Source organism: Chloroflexota bacterium (assembly GCA_014360905.1).
Lineage (GTDB): Bacteria > Chloroflexota > Anaerolineae > UBA2200 > UBA2200 > JACIWX01.
Genome location: JACIWW010000008.1, coordinates 1 through 17833 on the forward strand (window position 1 = coordinate 1; position 17833 = coordinate 17833).

19 protein-coding genes and 1 riboswitch are annotated in these 17833 nt (G+C 53.5%); of the genes, 11 read left to right on the forward strand and 8 right to left on the reverse strand.

All coding sequences use genetic code 11. From position 1 onward, the window contains the following. The 8 genes from H5T67_04965 to H5T67_05000 form a co-directional block, all read left to right on the forward strand. Window positions 1–192: transposase (locus tag H5T67_04965; protein ID MBC7244665.1), on the forward strand; the 192-nt coding region annotated here is incomplete at its 5' end. A gap of 96 nt (window positions 193–288) precedes the next feature. Beyond that, window positions 289–432: riboswitch (cobalamin riboswitch) on the forward strand. A 107-nt stretch (window positions 433–539) separates the two neighbouring features. Continuing rightward, window positions 540–1508: a terpene cyclase/mutase family protein gene (locus H5T67_04970; GenBank protein ID MBC7244666.1), complete on the forward strand. Its 969-nt coding sequence runs from the start codon at window positions 540–542 to the stop codon at window positions 1506–1508. 67 nt (window positions 1509–1575) lie between these two features. Further along, window positions 1576–2196 carry a hypothetical protein gene (locus tag H5T67_04975; GenBank protein ID MBC7244667.1) on the forward strand — a complete coding sequence of 207 codons (621 nt, stop codon included), beginning with the start codon at window positions 1576–1578 and terminating at the stop codon, window positions 2194–2196. A 3-nt stretch (window positions 2197–2199) separates the two neighbouring features. Beyond that, window positions 2200–3354, forward strand: coding sequence for an energy-coupling factor transporter transmembrane protein EcfT (locus H5T67_04980; protein MBC7244668.1), 1155 nt, complete (start codon window positions 2200–2202; stop codon window positions 3352–3354). Beyond that, window positions 3351–4976: an energy-coupling factor ABC transporter ATP-binding protein gene (locus tag H5T67_04985; protein ID MBC7244669.1), complete on the forward strand. Its 1626-nt coding sequence runs from the start codon at window positions 3351–3353 to the stop codon at window positions 4974–4976. Before H5T67_04980 ends, H5T67_04985 begins: the two co-directional genes overlap by 4 nt. Continuing rightward, window positions 4973–5767, forward strand: a complete 795-nt coding sequence (locus tag H5T67_04990) for an ECF transporter S component (GenBank protein ID MBC7244670.1) — start codon at window positions 4973–4975, stop codon at window positions 5765–5767. Before H5T67_04985 ends, H5T67_04990 begins: the two co-directional genes overlap by 4 nt. Window positions 5768–5824: 57 nt before the next feature. Next, entirely contained in the window at window positions 5825–5986 is a 162-nt protein-coding gene (locus H5T67_04995; GenBank protein ID MBC7244671.1) for a rubredoxin, read from the forward strand. Between the two features lie 12 nt (window positions 5987–5998). Further along, window positions 5999–6388, forward strand: coding sequence for a Neelaredoxin (locus H5T67_05000; GenBank protein ID MBC7244672.1), 390 nt, complete (start codon window positions 5999–6001; stop codon window positions 6386–6388). Window positions 6389–6482: 94 nt separating this feature from the next. Here the strand turns inward: H5T67_05000 and H5T67_05005 are convergent, their stop codons facing one another. Beyond that, entirely contained in the window at window positions 6483–7391 is a 909-nt protein-coding gene (locus H5T67_05005) for a 2-hydroxy-3-oxopropionate reductase (GenBank protein MBC7244673.1), read from the reverse strand. A gap of 40 nt (window positions 7392–7431) precedes the next feature. On the opposite strand from H5T67_05005, the gene H5T67_05010 reads away from it, so the two are divergent. Further along, window positions 7432–7758 (forward strand): hypothetical protein, encoded by a 327-nt coding sequence (locus tag H5T67_05010; GenBank protein MBC7244674.1) that lies wholly within the window; start codon window positions 7432–7434, stop codon window positions 7756–7758. A 50-nt stretch (window positions 7759–7808) separates the two neighbouring features. Here H5T67_05010 and H5T67_05015 read toward each other — a convergent pair whose 3' ends face one another. The 6 genes from H5T67_05015 to H5T67_05040 all read right to left on the reverse strand — a co-directional run bounded on the left by H5T67_05015 (window position 7809) and on the right by H5T67_05040 (window position 12994). Beyond that, the gene (locus tag H5T67_05015) at window positions 7809–8411 is read right to left on the reverse strand and encodes a tetratricopeptide repeat protein (protein ID MBC7244675.1); all 603 of its coding nucleotides are present in this window, start codon (window positions 8409–8411) and stop codon (window positions 7809–7811) included. Window positions 8412–8495: 84 nt separating this feature from the next. Beyond that, window positions 8496–9473 carry an ArsA family ATPase gene (locus H5T67_05020; GenBank protein ID MBC7244676.1) on the reverse strand — a complete coding sequence of 326 codons (978 nt, stop codon included), beginning with the start codon at window positions 9471–9473 and terminating at the stop codon, window positions 8496–8498. Beyond that, window positions 9470–10447, reverse strand: a complete 978-nt coding sequence (locus H5T67_05025; GenBank protein ID MBC7244677.1) for a TRC40/GET3/ArsA family transport-energizing ATPase — start codon at window positions 10445–10447, stop codon at window positions 9470–9472. Before H5T67_05025 ends, H5T67_05020 begins: the two co-directional genes overlap by 4 nt. Before the next feature lie 20 nt (window positions 10448–10467). Beyond that, the gene (locus tag H5T67_05030) at window positions 10468–10749 is read right to left on the reverse strand and encodes a hypothetical protein (GenBank protein MBC7244678.1); all 282 of its coding nucleotides are present in this window, start codon (window positions 10747–10749) and stop codon (window positions 10468–10470) included. A 104-nt stretch (window positions 10750–10853) separates the two neighbouring features. Beyond that, window positions 10854–11147: a hypothetical protein gene (locus H5T67_05035; GenBank protein MBC7244679.1), complete on the reverse strand. Its 294-nt coding sequence runs from the start codon at window positions 11145–11147 to the stop codon at window positions 10854–10856. 131 nt (window positions 11148–11278) lie between these two features. Further along, window positions 11279–12994, reverse strand: coding sequence for a hypothetical protein (locus H5T67_05040; GenBank protein MBC7244680.1), 1716 nt, complete (start codon window positions 12992–12994; stop codon window positions 11279–11281). Window positions 12995–13554: 560 nt separating this feature from the next. On the opposite strand from H5T67_05040, the gene mutS reads away from it, so the two are divergent. Together mutS and H5T67_05050 are read left to right on the forward strand one after the other, a co-directional pair. After that, window positions 13555–16137 (forward strand): DNA mismatch repair protein MutS, encoded by a 2583-nt coding sequence (gene mutS / locus H5T67_05045; protein ID MBC7244681.1) that lies wholly within the window; start codon window positions 13555–13557, stop codon window positions 16135–16137. Then, entirely contained in the window at window positions 16134–16952 is an 819-nt protein-coding gene (locus tag H5T67_05050; protein ID MBC7244682.1) for a ZIP family metal transporter, read from the forward strand. The genes mutS and H5T67_05050 overlap by 4 nt, the downstream gene beginning before the upstream one ends. A gap of 81 nt (window positions 16953–17033) precedes the next feature. Here the strand turns inward: H5T67_05050 and H5T67_05055 are convergent, their stop codons facing one another. Continuing rightward, a complete protein-coding gene (locus H5T67_05055) occupies window positions 17034–17801 on the reverse strand; it encodes a tryptophan-rich sensory protein (GenBank protein ID MBC7244683.1) in 768 nt (255 codons plus the stop codon). Between the last annotated feature and the right edge of the window lie 32 nt (window positions 17802–17833).

Below are 17833 nucleotides of genomic sequence, written 5' to 3' on the forward strand. Positions count from 1 at the left end.
CTGAGTGCGGACAACAATCTGGCCGAACGGAGCCTTCGTCCGCTGGTGGTAGCGCGCAAGATCAGCGGGGGTACGCGGAGTAGCCGCGGTAGCAGGATCACGTTGGCCCTGGCCAGTCTCTTTGAAACGTGGAAAGCACGTGGGCTCAATCCCCTTACGCAGTGCTTCAGTATGCTTGCTCAAGGCCCTTAACCTCGAAGCTGAAATTTCTTACCTCAAATCTGAACAGTTACTCAAGCTAGATTGTTTGACTAAAATCTCCTATTTCGTTATAATGAGCATGGAATCGCATAATTGCAACACAGAGGTCGCCCAAGGCCCGGAAGCCCGGCGACAATGGGGGAAGACCGGTTAAGTCCGGCGCTGTCCCGCAACTGTAGCCTCGGCATAACCGAGGAAGCCAGATTACCCGCCTCTGTGGTGCTCCTAGTGACCCTTCGCGAGAAAGGGGGTGGGAGAAAAAGCAAAAAGAACGGAACCCCTTGTCCGAAGTGGCAGGGGGTTTATTTTTCTTATCTCACAAAGAAAGGATTTGAGCGATGCTGAAAAAACGTATTGACTTGTTCATTGTACTGGCGTTGCTTGTTGCGTTGATCGGAATGAGTGCTTGTAAACAACGTGTACAACAGTCTCAACAAAGTCCCGCTCAACAAGCAGCGGAGAAGGCTCTGACCTGGCTGCGCACGCAGCAACAGGAAGATGGCAGTTTCAACATTGGCTTTGGCCACCCTGCGGGTGTTACCTGCGATGCCGTGCTGGCTATCGCTGCCAGTGGTGGCGATCCAGCAACATGGCGCACTGTGGCGGGCAAACCTTCCCTCATTGATTACTTGGCTGCACATAGTGAAGAATACGCAACAGACGCAGCCACCACAGGCAAATTGATCGTCACGGTGGTTGCTGCCGGCCTCAATCCCAGAAATTTTGGCGGGGTTGACTATGTGGCCCATCTGCAATCCTTTGCCAGTGCAAAAGGAGTCTACGATCCAGGTGCAGTGGGTCAAGCCTGGGCCATTCTCGCGCTGAAAGCAGCGGGGCAAGAGGTGCCTGCAGAGGCGTTGACTGTGCTTAAGAGTTACCAACTCGAAAGTGGTGCCTGGAACTCAGCCTTTGGACCAGACAACGATACCGTTTCTTATGTATTGCAGGCGCTTATCGCCGGAGGTGAACCCAAAGACTCTCCAGCGATCCGCAAGGCTCTAGCGTTTTTCCAAGAACAGCAGAATGAGGATGGCGGGTTCCCGGCCATCAAGCCTTCCGAGTGGGGCACGGACACGAACGCTAATTCCACCGCTGCGGTTATTATGGCACTGTACGCTGTCGGCGAAAAGCCCGAAGATGCCAAGTGGAGCAAACCTAGAGGCAATCCCATGACAGCCTTGTTGTCCCTGCAGGCTGCAGACGGCAAAATCGAGTTCCAGCCCGGCGTGGGTAGCCCAATCATGGCCACTGTTCAGGCCATCCCGGCGTTGCTAGGCAAGACTCTTCCAATACGCAGTCAGCGCTAGCGGAGAACTTGGTGGTCGGCGCTCGTGAGAAAACACCGACCACCAATACCTGCCTTAGGTAAAGATGATGAATGGCAAGAAATCGGCACGAACGACGTTGATCCTGGTTTTGCTGTACCTCGCGTTCATATCCACGTATACCGAAACTGCATCTTCGGGCGCTGCACAACCAAAGCACTGGGCCGGTCTTGTGGTGCAGTTTGGCGATGGCAGCTATATCACACGCTGCATACCCTTTGCTGAGGACAGCATCAGCGGCTTGGAGTTGCTCATGCGCTCGGGGCTGAGCATTGTAACGTGGGGTGGTGCTGTATGTCGCATCGAGCAGGACGGCTGTGACTATCCCACCATGCCTTGTTTCTGCCAATGCACTGGTGCCCAATGCCTTTACTGGAGTTATTGGCATTGGCGCGATGGACGTTGGGTCTATTCACAAGTGGGTTCTGCTGATTACCAGGTGCGCCATGGCGATATCGAGGGCTGGTCGTGGAGCGAGGGACAACCTCCTCCTGTCGTTCCCTTTGAGCAGATTTGCCCTCCAGAGTCAGTGGCCATTTTAGAACAAGCACATACTGCTACAGGGATTGACCGAAGCGCTATGCTGGTACAATATGCCGCTTTTGTCCTCATGACAGCGGTACTGGTCGGCAGCTTTTTCTTCCTTCAAAAACGCCAAAGGGAGCGATAACCAATGCCCTACCACACGCTTACTTGGCTGGCATGGCTTGCTGCTGGAGCGTACCTGGCTTTGGTTAACCAGCAGCCACTTCAATCGCTGCTGTTTATCCTGGCGACTGGTTTGGTCTTTACCGTAGTCAGCCGTTCTAACGGCACACAATCGGGCACGGAATCCGCCTCGCTGCCTGCAGGACAATCGCTCAAGGTCGAAGGGTGGAGCACCTTTCTGCGCTTCGGCCTGTCGGTCTGGTTCGTGGCGCTCATTTTCAACCTGCTGTTCTCGCATACTGGCAACATTGTGCTATTCGTCTTGCCATGTAAGTGGCCCTTTATCGGCGGCCCCGTCACCTTGGAGGCTTTGCTCTACGGACTGGCCACCGGAGCTAGTTTATTTGCTGTTTTGCTGGTTTTTGCCACCTTTAACCTGGGGATGGATGTGCATCGTCTGTTACGCTGGCTTCCAGCGGGGCTTTATCAGGCTGGCCTGATTGTTTCCATCGCCTTGACCCTTGTACCCCAATTGATCACCAGCCTCAAGGACATACGGGAAGCCCAACGCCTGCGTGGACATAAATTCCGAGGAATCAAAGACATGATACCCCTGTTTGTGCCTTTGTTGACCACAGCTTTGGAGCGCTCCTTGACCCTGGCTGAATCCATGGAGGCACGCGGCTTTGGCGGGATTGACCAATTCACCATGGCGGCCTCAGGCGTTGTCCCCATATCAACGACTACTGAACTCTCCACAACGAGCCTCCCACGCAATGCAACGTTGGCTGGATTGCTGGCGTTACTGGCAGGTCTTGTGTGGCAAGCGACAAACCGAGCGCGATGGCTAGGGTGGTCATTGGTTGGCTTGGGTGTTCTATTCGTATGCATTGCGCTCTACCTACAAGGCCGACGCTTGAAGCGCACGCACTATCGTCGCGAAGTATGGCAGCAGCGTGATACCCTGGTAACGCTGGCTAGCCTGGCGTCTATTTCGATTGCTGCTTATACACAGGCACGGGATCCTGCCGCCTTATTCTATTACCCATACCCGCCTTTCTCCCCGTGGCCCAGGTTCACACCGCAACTTGGATTGGCTATTCTCCTGCTCGCTGCCCCCGCTATGTTATGGCCTTCTCGTGAAATATCCATCAAGCAGGCAAAGGACGATAACGGATGAGCAATCCATGGATTGAACTGCAAGACGTGACCTTCCGCTACCCTCATAGCGACCATACTGTGCTGAACCAGGTAAGCCTGACCATACAGGAAGGAGATTTTGTCCTGGTCGTTGGGCCGTCAGGCTCTGGCAAGTCTACACTGCTACGTACACTTAATGGGCTCGTGCCTCATTTCAGCGGTGGGCGCATCTCCGGGAAGATCAGGGTAGCTGGTTACGATCCAATTGCAGAGGGGCCGCACCGCATGAGTTCCATCGTTGGTCTTGTGCAACAGGATCCGGAAACGCAATTCGTGGTAGACACGGTAGAAGATGAACTGGCTTTTGGCATGGAAAACCAGGGATTGCCACAGACCGTCATGCGCAAGCGAGTGGAAGAGGTGCTAGATCAATTGGGCATTGCCCACCTGCGCCATCGGCGGATTAGCAGCCTCTCTGCAGGCGAGAAGCAACGAGTAGCCATTGGCTCTGTGCTCACGCTACAACCCAAAGTACTCGTGCTGGATGAGCCAACCTCACAACTCGATCCTCAGGCCGCAGAGGAAGTATTAACCACGCTGCGCCACTTGAACCAGGACCTCGGTCTGACCATTGTGCTCTCTGAGCACCGCCTGGAGCGTGTCGTGCAGTACGCTGACTGCATCCTATATCTCCCCGCACTTGGCAGTCGGCCCATATTGGGTACGGCGGAAGAAGTGCTGCCCCAAGTCCCATTCGCACCGCCATTGGTACAACTGGCCCAGGCTCTCGCTTGGCAGCCTATGCCACTGACGATCAAAGAGGCTCGTGCCTTTGTCAATCAAATGAACCTGCAGCGTGCGTTTCCCCATGAAACGCTTCAGCCAATTTCGCCTCAGAGATCTGGCTCAACGCGTGTCGAGGCTCATGATGTATGGTTTAGCTACAATGGTGTGGAGGCACTACGCGGACTCTCCCTGCGTGCGGGTGAGGGCGAATTGATTGCGCTCATGGGACGTAACGGATCGGGCAAAACCACGTTGTTGAAGCATCTAGTGGGGTTGTTGCATCCCAAGCGTGGCTATGTCACGGTACATGGTCAGGATACGCGCAAGGCAACCGTGGAAGCGCTCATCCAATATGTAGGCTATGTACCGCAAGACCCCAATACTTTGCTCTTTGCCGATACGGTTCGTCAAGAACTGGAATTCACACTCCGTGCACATTCACTGTCCTTAGCAGGCTCGCAATCATGGCTGGAGCGTTTGGGATTAGCTCCACTGGCTGCATTGTATCCACGGGACCTGAGCGTTGGCCAACGTCAACGCGTAGCATTGGCTGCTATTCTGGTTGCCGAGCCGCTAACCCTGCTCCTCGATGAGCCCACGCGTGGGCTTGATCACATCGAAAAGCAAGCGCTGGCTGATTTCCTGCGCAAGCAAGCAGCGCAAGGTCGCACGGTCATTCTCGCTACGCATGATGTAGAACTGGCCGCCGAATGCGCGCAGCGTGTGGTGATCATCAGCGAGGGCCAGGTGGTTGTAGATGGCCCCGTGCGCGAAGTGATGAGCCAGTCACTTGTCTTTGCTTCACAAGTGAATAAGCTGTTCCGCGACCCTCGCCTGCTCACCGTACGCGATGTCCTGGAGGCTCAAAGGCGATGAAATGGGAGCGATTGGTGAGCTGCGCGATACTGATTCTGGCTACGCTCACTGGTATCATCGCTTTTGCCTATCCATTTTTTACCCCCACTGCAGCCAAGGGGCAATTTGCGATGGCCCATGCTCAGGATGCGCCAATCGTTGCTCTGACGCTGACCCTGTTGTGTGTAGTAATTCTTGTCGCTAACGTGACCAGCCGCCAGATGAGCGCTAGAACGATCGCTGTGCTTGGTGTACTGAGTGCGGTGAATGCCATCTTGCGAGCCATCCCAGGCCCAGGCGGATTCTCAGCCATTTTCTTCTTGTTGGTGCTGTGTGGCTACGTGTATGGGAGTACTTTTGGCTTTCTGGTAGGCGTGTTGTCGTTACTGGTCTCAGCACTCATCGGCGGGGGCGTGGGGCCGTGGCTTCCCTACCAGATGTTCACGGCGGGTTGGATGGGGCTTACATCCGGCTGGCTGCCCGATTTGCGGCGCTGGAGGCTCGCTGAGTTGCTCATGCTCGCTGTGTGGACAGTGTTATGGGGTTTCATCTTTGGGGCTATCATGAACCTCTGGTTCTGGCCGTACATCTCCCCAGCACAAACAGCTCTGAATCAAGCCTGGGAAGCAGGACTGCGCCTACATGAAGCACTCAGGCGCTATGCCGTTTTCTACGTGGCCACCTCGCTGTGGTGGGATGCATGGCGCGCGGCTGGCAATGCGCTGCTGACCCTGTCGCTGGGCGTTCCCCTGCTCAAGGTACTACGCCGCTTCGAGCGTGTGTTGGGATTTGAGGTAGCGCCTAGAGTTTGACAATTTGGATAAAGTGGAGCAAAATTGCCAAAAATACAATGCCATAAGGAGGCATCTATGAAAAAGTGGGAATGTCAAGTATGCGGATATATTTATGATCCTGCAAAAGGTGATCCCGATAATGGTGTCCCACCCGGGACAGCATTCGAAGACCTGCCTGATGACTGGGTCTGTCCAGACTGTGGGGCAGAAAAGGATATGTTCGAACCGATTGACTAGGAGGAGACGAAAATGAAATTAGGTGAAAGAATTCAATCTGCCGATTGGAAAGCAGAAAAACATGTGCCGGTGATCGAATGCCCTGATCAGGTCGAAGCGGATAAGATGTTCACGGTCAAAGTCAGCGTGGGCAAGGAGATCGCGCATCCCAATACCACCGAACACCATATCCGCTGGATAGATGTCTACTTTCAACCAGAAGGGGACAAATTCATCTACCATGTAGGTCATTTTGAATTCAGTGCCCACGGCGAGTCAGTGAAGGGGGCCAATCAGGGGCCAGTGTACACCAACCACGAAGCGCAATTCTCGATGAAGGTGAACAACCCTGGCACGCTAATTGCGTTGTCTTACTGCAACATCCACGGGCTATGGGAGAGCGCCAAAGAGATCAAGCTGTAAATCTGTTGATCTAGCGACATGGCAAAAGAAGCCCCGTTCTTTCTAGGAGAATGGGGCCTTTTTGGACCCTAAGAGCTGGAGAGGGCTCATTTGCTTAGCGTTCGTCTGGCAGTGTGCTCCTCGCCTTCACGTTCGAGAGCGATTCAATCATTTGAATAATTGCCGAATGGTCGAGTTCGCCCAAGCCGTTTGCCTGCATTGCACCGAATAATTCGCGTGCCAGAGCGGTTGCCGGCAAACTGCATTGATAAGCCCGCGCCGTTTCAAGCACGATATTCAGATCCTTGTAGTGCAATCGGCTGCGAAATCCGGGTTGGAAATCACCCTTGATGACTCGTGGACCGCGCACATCCATCACCCGTGATTGCGCAAATCCTCCGCTAAGTACCTTTAGCACAATAGCGGGGTCAACACCGGCTTTGGCGCCTAGCACAAGTGCTTCGGACATCGCGATCATGTGCAGTGCCGTAGCGATTTGATTGCAGGCTTTCACGATCTGCCCTGCGCCAGATGGACCGCAGTATATTGGTTTGCCCAGCAACTTGAAAATAGGCCTGGCGCGCTGAAAGACATCCGAGTCACCACCAACCATAATGACCAGGGTGGCATTTCTGGCGCCTACATCCCCACCTGAAACCGGAGCATCCAGCATGGGGCAGCCCTTTTCTCCTGCGGCCCTAGCCACTTTGATCGCCGTCACCGGCGAAATAGTAGACATATCAATGAGCAGAGTGCCGGGCCTGGCGCCCGCCAGTATCCCTTCCTTACCAAGGTAAACCTGTTCCACATCTGGCGAATCAGAGACCATGGAAATCACGACATCGCTGCGTTCGGCCACATCTTGGCAGGATTGCCCCGCCTCCGCACCAAGCGCCAGCAGGGGCTGCATCTTCGCTGGCGTGCGGTTGTAGACGACTAAGGGATGACCGCCACGCAGCAAATTTGTCGCCATAGGCGCGCCCATGATCCCCAGGCCAATGAAACCAAGCTTCTCTTTAGCCATGTTGTTCCTCCCTTTTGTTCATCGTGCCAAAGAGTATACTATGAAAAACCAGATTACTCGAATGAGAAAGCCAGAAACGCTGCTTCTTTGGGCTGTGGTGGTGATCGGAATCGTATTCACAAGCAGTTGTGGGCCAAGTACAACCCCTACTGAGAAACCAGCAGCAACACCGACGGCTCGGCCATCTCCTACTCCCCAACCAACAGTACTCAAACCATTAGCCAAGGTGGGATCAGCGCTAGAATGGTACCCTATTGCTGAGAAGGAAGCCATGGCTTGGCAGGGTGACGCCGTCTTGCATTCGGTGGTTAGCGGCAACATTGCTAGTGATGGCAGTTCACTGCCCTGCTTTGAAGGAGCTCTATAGATGCCCGTACGGGAGAGGTAAAGGAACGGCCATAAGTACAAGGGCAATGGCTATCCCTTGCGCTGGCCTCGACTTTTGAGCACTGCCTCTGAACCTCGTGCATAGAGAGAGTGTGGCAATAATTGAATGACTTCATTGAGCTGCTCCACGGCCTTGGCTTCCTGACCAGTGCGAAGATAGGCCAGACCTAGGTTATAGCGACAAGCTGCTTCATATTTAGGGCCACCGCGGCCATGGGGCATGTGGGCCAATACATCACTGAGCAGTGCAATGGCTTCCTCAAAACGCTTCTGCCGGATCAAAACGACTCCGATATTGATCTGCCCAATGGCCTGGCTAAATGCATCGCGGTCCAGGCGCAATGCCAGATGGAAAAGGGACAGAGCCTGACCGTATGCTCCCCGCGCCAAAAAGGCGTTACCTACGTCTATCAACAGCCGTGCGCGCATCGTGAACAGGTACACCAAGACCAGGAACAGCACAGGATGAATAGCTACTCTCGCTGCCCAGGTTATCAGGAGCACAACCCCAGTAAGTCCAAGCACTTCCCAGGCAAAGTGGCCAGGCAACCCCTCTCCGCGCATCCACGAGAGACCGCCAAAGCCCAAAATGAACAACAGAGCCACCAATACAAGCAGCATGTACGGGTTCACCGGAATCCACACTCCATTGAGCATGTAAGCCAGAGCCGTGTTTTCAGCAAAAAGTGGGGTATTGCCGAAAGAGCAAGAAAGGGTCTAGCTAGCGAAAACTCGCTCCGCTACGCGTTCCAGCATAGGCACGCCCCGCACTTCTGTCTCGAAGAGGGGCACCAGCGCACAAACATTGGGAAAACTGCGCCAGATCTCCTCCATGTAGCGCTCTTGCATTAGGACACGGTTGCGCACGAATTCTGGCGCATCAGGCCCCACAGACTCTTTATCAATCAGCATGTTGACAATTACGCCACCCACGGGAATGCCAAAATCTTTGAACCAGTTGATGAAACGCTTGATAACGGCAATGGGCAATGCCTCCGGCAAGGTGATGAAGAAGAAAGCCGTCTTTTGGTCATTGGTGAGCAGCATTTTTGCCCGCTCCATGCGTTCACGGAGGCCAACCAGGTACTCCATTAATGGGTCCTTCTCCTCTTTCTTCTTGCTATAGGAGAGAAGCTCCTTCAACGATTTGGCCTCCTCGCGGCTCTGCAGCATCTTGTTCACCCACATCGAATAGACGCTCGACATGCCTAAGAGGCGCCTGGCATTGGCCGTTGGAGCGGTGTCAAAGACATAGGCTTCGTACTTGTCCTCGAACATGAGATCAATCATGTTCTCAAACATCGCTGACTCTTCGAAAGCCGGGTTCATCGTCGCTGATTCAACAAACTCATCCGCTCTAGTTTTGATGTCCGCATAGCGCAGAAACCATTCGATCTTCTGCGTGAGTTCCACTTTTGACTTCGCAATGGTATCTTTGGTGTCAATTTCATACGCCCAGAGGTTAGGCACCCCAGCGACCGCGGTAGGCTTTCCAAAGACATCCTGATCAAGCAAACTGCTGAGGGAATGCACGGGGTTCGTCGAAGCCAACAAAGTCCGTTTCCCCTGCCGCGCCATCCACAATGCTGCTGCCCCAGCCATCACCGTCTTGCCCACGCCGCCTTTTCCCCCAAAGAAGAGGTATTTCATTTGGGGATGTTCAGCCAAAAATTGGCAGGTGTTTGTCGTAATCATGCCTCACCTCCATATAGGGCCTGCGCTACCTTGGCAATCATTTCTATACCCGTGATGTCGCGCTCGAACTCGGGCACGCATGCCAATACATCCTTGCCAAAGGTTGCATCTATCTGCTTTAGGTACCGCTCTTGCATGGCAATGCGATTGCGCAAATACTCCGGGATGTTCTGTTGCGCCAACTCTGGTGGGATCACGCGGTTGACAATGTAGCCACAGATAGGCACCTGATATTTGGCGAACAGCGCGGCTGCTTTCACCGTGTCGCGAATGATCATATCTTCTGGCGTCACCACGAAGAAGAACGCCGTTCTTTCCCGATCGGTGAGGATACCTGACGATGTGCTGATGCGCTGTCGGATATACTGTAACTCGGCCAAGATCTGATCCTCTTCGGTCTGCTTCTTGCGCTCCAGAATTGCCGCCACCTGGGCATACTCCTGCATCTCCTCACGTAGTTTGGTAATTTTCTCAATCCATTCGTTGTAGATACTAGCCATGCTCAGATAGTACAGTGCATGACCTAAGGGCACCAAGTCGTAGATGTAATAATCATAATCCCCACCGACGACGATGTCCACAACTGCATCGAAGATGGCGCTTTCCTCCATGGCGGGCTCGGCTGCGGCAGCCTGAATATAGTGTTCAATCTCCTCGGGCACGGTATCCATGCCGTACATATCGAGAATTTTGTAGCGGATTTCATCTTGATATGCTTTGATTCGTTGGTCAGCGTCAATCTCTTGGGCGAAGAGATTGGGGATAATCTCGACTGGCCCTTTGCCAAAGATATCCCGTTCAAAGATGTCTGAGAGCGAGGCCTGGGGATCTACGGAGAAGACCAGCACTTTATACCCCTGCTGGGCCAGCCAGTAAGCAGTAGCGGCAGAAAAAGTCGTCTTGCCCAGTCCGCCTTTGCCACCAAATTCGATGTAGCGGCGGTTGGGATTAGCACGAAAGTTTTGCGCGAGCAGTGTCAAGTGTACACCCCTTTCTAAGCCAAAGCATCGGTCAGGTCGCGCTCACGCAACATACGTCGCTTCCAGGTACTGATTTGTGGCACAACGTATGGCAAGAGTCGCAATGAATAATAAGGCGGCAGGATAGGCACGCCCAGTAAATCCCCCATGGTGATGAGGATGAACAGGTGTTCCATACTACCGCGCGTCTTGAGCGCATAACGGGTCATGTCATGTCCCGCCATGCCATAGAGCAGTTCCTTGAATGAACGACCAAAACGCGAAAATGCACTTTCCTGTTTTTCTTCCTCAGTCATTTTTGCTCCTTTCTAAGATTTACCTGCTACTCGAACATGATCCATTCGGCTCACAGACCGGATTCATTTCAAGAACTCAGCTCTTCGGCTTCTCGGAAAGCGAGTCAATCTACCCCCTCAATCAGCTCTGCCAGGTCTGTCCAATCCCGCTCACGGAGTAGCGAGCGTTTCCAGCGGTTGATCTGCGGTACTACGTATGGTAGCAAACGCAATGTGTAGTAAGGAGGCAGGACAGGAATTCCAACCAAGTCACCGAAGGCAATCAACATGAAAAGTTGCTCGATTTCTCCCCGCTGGCGACGCAGGCCACGTACCCAATCAAAAACGGTCATGCCATAAAAGATCTCGCCGATCAAACGCCTGGCCCAGCGGAATCTCTTCCGTATTCTACTCAGCACCGATGCATGAACCTTATCCTATCACTTAGAAACCAGGTTTCTGTCAGAAACCTGGTTTCTGTTCTGTGCTTGTCGAGTCTTGTACGGCAGAAGGCTTCGGCAGACCCCCTGCCGTACAAGACGAGATTTGGCTATGGTGCCTTCTCAACGGCTTCGGGACGCCGCTTCTGGAGGGCCTTCCAGCCATCCACAATGAGGAAGGCTGCTGCAACGACTAGCACCACGGCAATGATCCCCACCAAAACCGCAGCAATAGCGGCCTGCGAGGTCTTGGCCGTTGCTACACCCTTGAACTGGTTATAGGCGAGTAAGATCAAGGCCGCTATGGTTGTAATGAGCATGAAGAGGGAGGGATAAAGCGCCCATGTATTTCTCTTCCCCTCATCCTTCAGCCATAGTGCGATAAGTAGCAAGGCCAGGCCAGCCATCAGTTGATTAGCGGCGCCAAAGGCAACCCAAATGGTCAACCAGGGCACGACCCAGACAAAGATGGCCGTCAGGATCAAGGCTAAAATGGTACCCACATGGACATTCTTAAGGACGGGTACTTTGTCACCGGCCAATTCAGCACTGGCTACGCGCATGAAACGCACCGCCAATTGCATGATGGTCAATCCCATGATGGTCAGGAAAACCGAGCCATAGGCGACGCCAAAATCGTGAGGCACACCAAGACGATCCAAGAAACGAGCCAACCCTTCGGCAAAGACCCCTAGCGCAGCGGCTTTCCCTAGCGTTTCCTTATAGCCAGCCAGACCGCCAAAAGCGACAGTCGCCGTCAAGAAGGAAATGACCGCCAAGACCATCTCTAGGAACATGGCGCCGCCTCCAACGGGCAGGGCATCCGTCTCGCACTCCAACTGGCGCGCTGTACCAGAAGTGGAGACCAGGCTGTGCCAACCAGAGATCGCGCCGCAGGCAATGGTGACGAACAGCATCGGCCACAATGGTCCTATACCGATGGTCCAGGATGTAAAGGCTGGGAAGTCACCCATGCCAGGGCGCCAGATGAGCATGCCCAGCACACCCCCCAACATCCCCAGTGCGATGATCCAGAACGAAACATAGTTCACTGGCTGCGCCCAGGACCAGATTGGCATCACAGAGCCGAGATAGCAAAAGAGTAGGACAAGCAGGCTGCCGATAAACTGTGCCTTTGTTACGGTCAGGAAAAGCACAGGGGAATTGGGAAGACCGTACAGCCCAGAGAAGAAGTTGGACACTGCTGGCAAAGTGCTGATCCAGATTCCTACAAAGGAAAGCAGGACAGTAACAACAGTGGTCAGAATAATGTCTCTCTTCCATTTGTAGAGCATTTGCCCAGCCAAAATGCCCATCAGTGTCACGGCAATCATCCCAAACGGCACTCGCGGGTTGACCATTAAACCTTTTCCCACCGTGTTGCCGAAAGAGCCCATGATTAGTAGCAGGTAAAAATAGAGGAAGAGCATGAGGATGTTGCGCGCGCGCGGCGAGATCAGCTTGTAACTCAAGGCTCCCAAGGTGTCTCCATCACGACGCACGCCCATCATCATGCTGCCATAGTCCTGCACCCAACCGATGAAAAAGGTGCCAAGGATGATCCAGAGCAAAGCCGGCAGCCAGCCCCACTGTACGGCTGTAATCGGGCCGATGATAGGACCGAGAGCAGCGATGGACTTGAACTGATAACCGAAGAGAACGTTGCGGCTAGCCGGGATGAAATCGACGCCATCCATGTACATCTTAGCTGGGCAGGCCTTCTTAGGGTCTGGTTGGATGACATTGCGGTTTATACTGCGCGCATACACTCCATAACCCAGGTACAAAGCAATGGCAGCAATAATCAAAACAAGAATTGTGTTCATTTTTCTCCCCTCCTATAGTAGCATACCAAGATCTTCTACCTCTCATCAAGGCAAAGCATAACTCGGCATGGCTTATTGACCGACTCACCACCTCCTTTCCGAAGTGGGAATCAGCGGCACTGGATGAGGGGAATCTATGATGCCTTGTCGCTGCTCCCCATCGAACAAGCGAGCTGCCTGATTAATTGATATTTTACTCTTATTCCGCCTGTTTGTCAAATCTCAGGACGATTTGGATGTAGTTCAACTTGGGGGCAAGTTGTTAAGTCTTGGCCGTCAACGAATAAACGGATGCACGTTGCTGCACATTCGTTTATTCGTGTCCATATTCGTTGCTGGCTGTCCGGCATATCGTCGGCTATGTTCGCCCCGAAACTGAACAGCTCCCGGCAATTTGCATTGTCTCCCCAGTAGTTGCTGCGGGCTCTGGCCAGGGAATAATACTTAGCCTAGGAGAAGCAACGAATTCCCTGAAACATGTTAGCGTTACTTTGACAGCACTCCACTTGTCCACTATACTTGGCTTGACTATCAGCCCGAGAGTGACTGGAGCAAGTTATATGACTACACCAGTGCGCCGGCAATACCTGCGCATTAAGAAGCGTTTCCCAGATGCTATTGTCCTCTTCCGCCTCGGTGACTTTTACGAGACCTTCGACGACGACGCCAAGCTAGTCTCCGAAGCATGCGACATCGTGCTCACCTCTCGGCCTGTTGGCAAGGGGGAGCGTGTACCTCTCGCGGGAGTTCCCTACCATGCGGTCGAAAGCTACTTGGCGAAGCTGATCTCCGCTGGACACAAAGTAGCCATTGTCGAGCAAGTGGAACAGGCAGAATCCAGGGGACTGATGGGGCGTGAGGTGGTGCGTGTGGTCACGCCGGGCACAGTAGTTGAGCCTGCCTTGCTAGAAGAAAAACGTAACAACTACCTGGCAGCAATTGCTCTCCAATCTGAGCGGGTGGGGCTGGCGTATACTGACATCACCACAGGCGAGTTCAAGGCCACTCAGTTCGATGACAGACAGCCATTACAGCAAGCATGGCAAGAGGTAGAACGACTGCAGCCAGCCGAAGTATTGGTCAGCGAAAAAGCCAGTCTGCCTGAGGAATGGAATAATAGGTATACCTTCACAAAATACGCGGACTGGCATTTCGATGTAGGGAATGCTCAGCATGCTTTGCTGGAGCATTTTGGAGTCGCTACGCTTGATGGCTACGGTTGCGCGGGTTTGCCGCTGGCTATATCTGCGGCTGGAGCGATTGTGCAATACCTACAAGAAACGCAGAAAACAACCCTGCAGCAGCTCACTCAGTTATCCACGTATTCTACGCAAGCATTCATGACCCTCGATGCTGCCACACGCCGCAATCTGGAACTGATGAGCACCATCCGCAGTGGCACTGTGCGTGGTTCGCTGCTGGGCGTGTTGGACGATACTCAGACGGCAATGGGCGGCAGGCTTTTGCGGCAATGGCTCAGCCAGCCTCTGCTCAATTTGCCTGCGCTACAGCGCCGACTGGATGGCGTGCAGGCTTTTTACGACGATATTCCTCGGCGCACGGCCTTGCGCGCTTTGCTCAAGCGTGTTGCGGACATAGAGCGGCTCACCAACCGCGTCGTGCAGCGTATCGCTACACCACGCGAACTGATTGGGTTGCGTGACTCGCTACAGGCTGTATCGGAGATCATCCCTCTGCTCAACGCAATGGCCTCATCTACTTGCATTGCTTCCCTAGCAGGATCGCTTGATCCATGCCCTGAAGTGGTCACGCTTATCTCACGGGCTATCGTGCCCGATCCCCCAGCAACACTGGCTGCAGGAGGAGTCATCGCTCGGGGCTTTTCCAACGAACTGGATACGGTGCTAAATGCAGCGCACAATGCCAAAACTTGGGTTGCTAATCTGGAGCACCAAGAGCGTCAGCGCACAGGCATCAAGTCCTTGAAAGTAGGGTATAACAAAGTCTTTGGCTACTATATCGAGGTCACCAAAGCCAATTTGGATGCGGTGCCCAAGGATTATATCCGTAAGCAGACGCTGGTGAATGCAGAACGTTTTATCACACCTGAGCTGAAAGAGCACGAATCGGTTATCCTCAATGCCGAAGAGCGTCGCGCAGAGCTGGAACGACAGATCTACCTGCAAGTCTGTGAGCAGATAGGGGCTGCGGCTCCGCATATGCTCGCTACAGCCCGTGTTCTGGCTGAATTGGATGTGTACGCAGCACTGGCTGAAGTGGCGCAACGCAATCGCTATGTGCGACCAACTTTGAATGAAGGCGATACCATCCGTATTACTGGTGGCCGCCACCCCGTGGTCGAATTAACTCTGCACGAAGAACCTTTTGTGCCGAATGACACGTACCTTTCACCACAGGAAGCAATTTTGGTGATCACTGGCCCCAACATGTCAGGTAAGAGCACCTACTTGCGTCAGGTTGCCCTCATTGTCCTAATGGCGCAGATTGGTTCATTCGTGCCCGCGGATGCGGCGGAAATCGGCATTGTGGATCGCATTTTTACCCGCGTGGGCGCCCAAGATGAAATCAGCGCTGGACAGAGCACTTTCATGGTAGAAATGGTGGAAACCGCCAACATCCTCAACCATGCTACCAATCGCAGTTTGCTTATCCTGGATGAAATCGGGCGTGGCACAAGTACCTATGATGGCATTTCCATTGCCTGGGCGGTCGTCGAATACATCCATAACCATCCCCGCTTACAAGCCAAGACCCTTTTCGCCACGCATTATCATGAACTGACAGAATTGGCTCGATTTCTGCCTCGCGTGCGCAATTACAATGTAGCAGTGGCAGAGGAAGGCGACCGAGTGGTCTTTCTACGCAAGATCGTACCTGGTGGCGCTGACCGCAGTTACGGCATCCACGTTGCCCAATTGGCTGGCCTGCCCAAACCCGTAATCCGTCGGGCAGAGGAAATCTTGAAAAGGCTGGAAGAAGAAGTGCAACGCTCTCCTGCTGGTACAGCACCCCGCCGTGTGATGCAAGTGCAGCAATTGTCTCTCTTTCCAGCTAGCCATCCCGTGCTGGATGAACTGAAAGAATTGGATATCTCTTCTATGTCTCCCCTGGAGGCGATCAACAAACTCTATGAATTGCAGGAGAAAGCAAAACGCTCATGAGCATAGTCAATGCTTTTCAAGGTTTGTCTCCCGTCTTACAGGCGTTGCTGGCCACGTGTTTTACCTGGGGAATGACCGCCCTGGGAGCTGCTGCAGTCTTTACCTCCAATGAGATCAGCAAAAAGACACTGGACATATTGCTCGGCTTTGCCGCCGGGGTGATGATCGCGGCCAGCTACTGGTCTTTGCTTGCTCCTGCCATCGAGATGTCAGAGGGCAGGAGCATTCCCGCCTGGTTGCCCGCTGCGGTAGGCTTTCTCGCTGGCGGACTGTTCCTGCGTGGTATTGACCTAGTTCTACCGCACTTGCACCCAGGTGCTCTTATGGAAGAAGCAGAGGGCATCCATACTACCTTTAGACGGATCACCCTGCTTGTGCTAGCCATTACATTGCACAACTTCCCTGAGGGGTTGGCTGTGGGAGTGGCTTTTGGAGCGGCTGCGGCTGGTTTCCCTTCTGCCAATCTGGCAGGAGCAATTGCCCTGGCCATTGGCATCGGCATCCAGAACTTCCCAGAGGGCATGGCCGTTTCCATGCCCCTGCGCCGTGAAGGCGTTTCATCGCTAAAAAGCTTCTGCTATGGGCAGCTATCTGCGCTCGTTGAACCTATTGCAGGCGTGTTCGGGGCAGGAGCTGTTCTCTTGGCTCAGCCTATTCTGCCCTATGCTTTGGCTTTTGCGGCAGGGGCGATGATCTTTGTCGTGATTGAGGAGCTAGTGCCCGAATCGCAGCGTGGTGGCAACACCGATTGGGCCACTATGGGTGCTATGGCCGGTTTTGCCGCTATGATGATCCTGGACGTGGCCTTTGGGTAGAGTCACTTACGGGAATCATAATCGTATTGCTTAGCAATAGCCTTCAAAAGCCTATCTTTACTTTCCCCAAGTCTACCTGCTTTATCCTTTGCACAGTAATGGCTTTCTCTGTAACGCGCGGATAGCTCCTACTGCTGCTATAACCACTGCCAGCAAGCCCGCCGTCCAGGCCACCAAAGGTGTTGCCATGTGTTTCACCGCAATGCCCGCGAAAGCCCATACAATGACCAGCACATAAGCCAGGTCTCTGCGGGTGAGATGGACAGCCAAGGCTATTCCGGCAGCGATAACCAGCATAATCGCTGCCCATGCAGGGGCACTGATGCCCCAGCCGCTCCAATTCCAGTAGGACAAGAGCGCCGTAACATTCGCCACGGTCGCTACCGTGATCCAGCCCAGGTAGATGCTGAATGGAATGTCTACCAGCCATTTCTCGGCCGTTGCAATCCGCTCGTGGCCAATGTCCAAGCGGAGGTAAATCGCTATCAGCGAGATGAGGAGGATAAGCATCACGGCTACGGTCAGTGGAAAGAATTCATAATGCCAGAGAAGGATCCACACAGCATTTGCCAAGCAACTCAGGACAAACCAGTAGCCAACACGTGCTAACCGTCGGTTATCCCTTTGTGCGGGCAATAATTGATAAACGACAAACCCCAATAGTCCAAGGTAAATCAACCCCCAGATGGAGAAGACGTAGCCCGCTGGGACAAAATAAACCCGGAAGCGATCCGATATCTCTCCCGTGGTCTGGCCGTTGAGGGGCAAGGCATTGGCCAAACCATTGATAATTACCATAGCAAGGAGAGCCAATAGGTTAAGTATCTGTCTTGATCCGATCTTTTTCATCGCGCGATTCTCCCTTCCTCATGTAAGACACA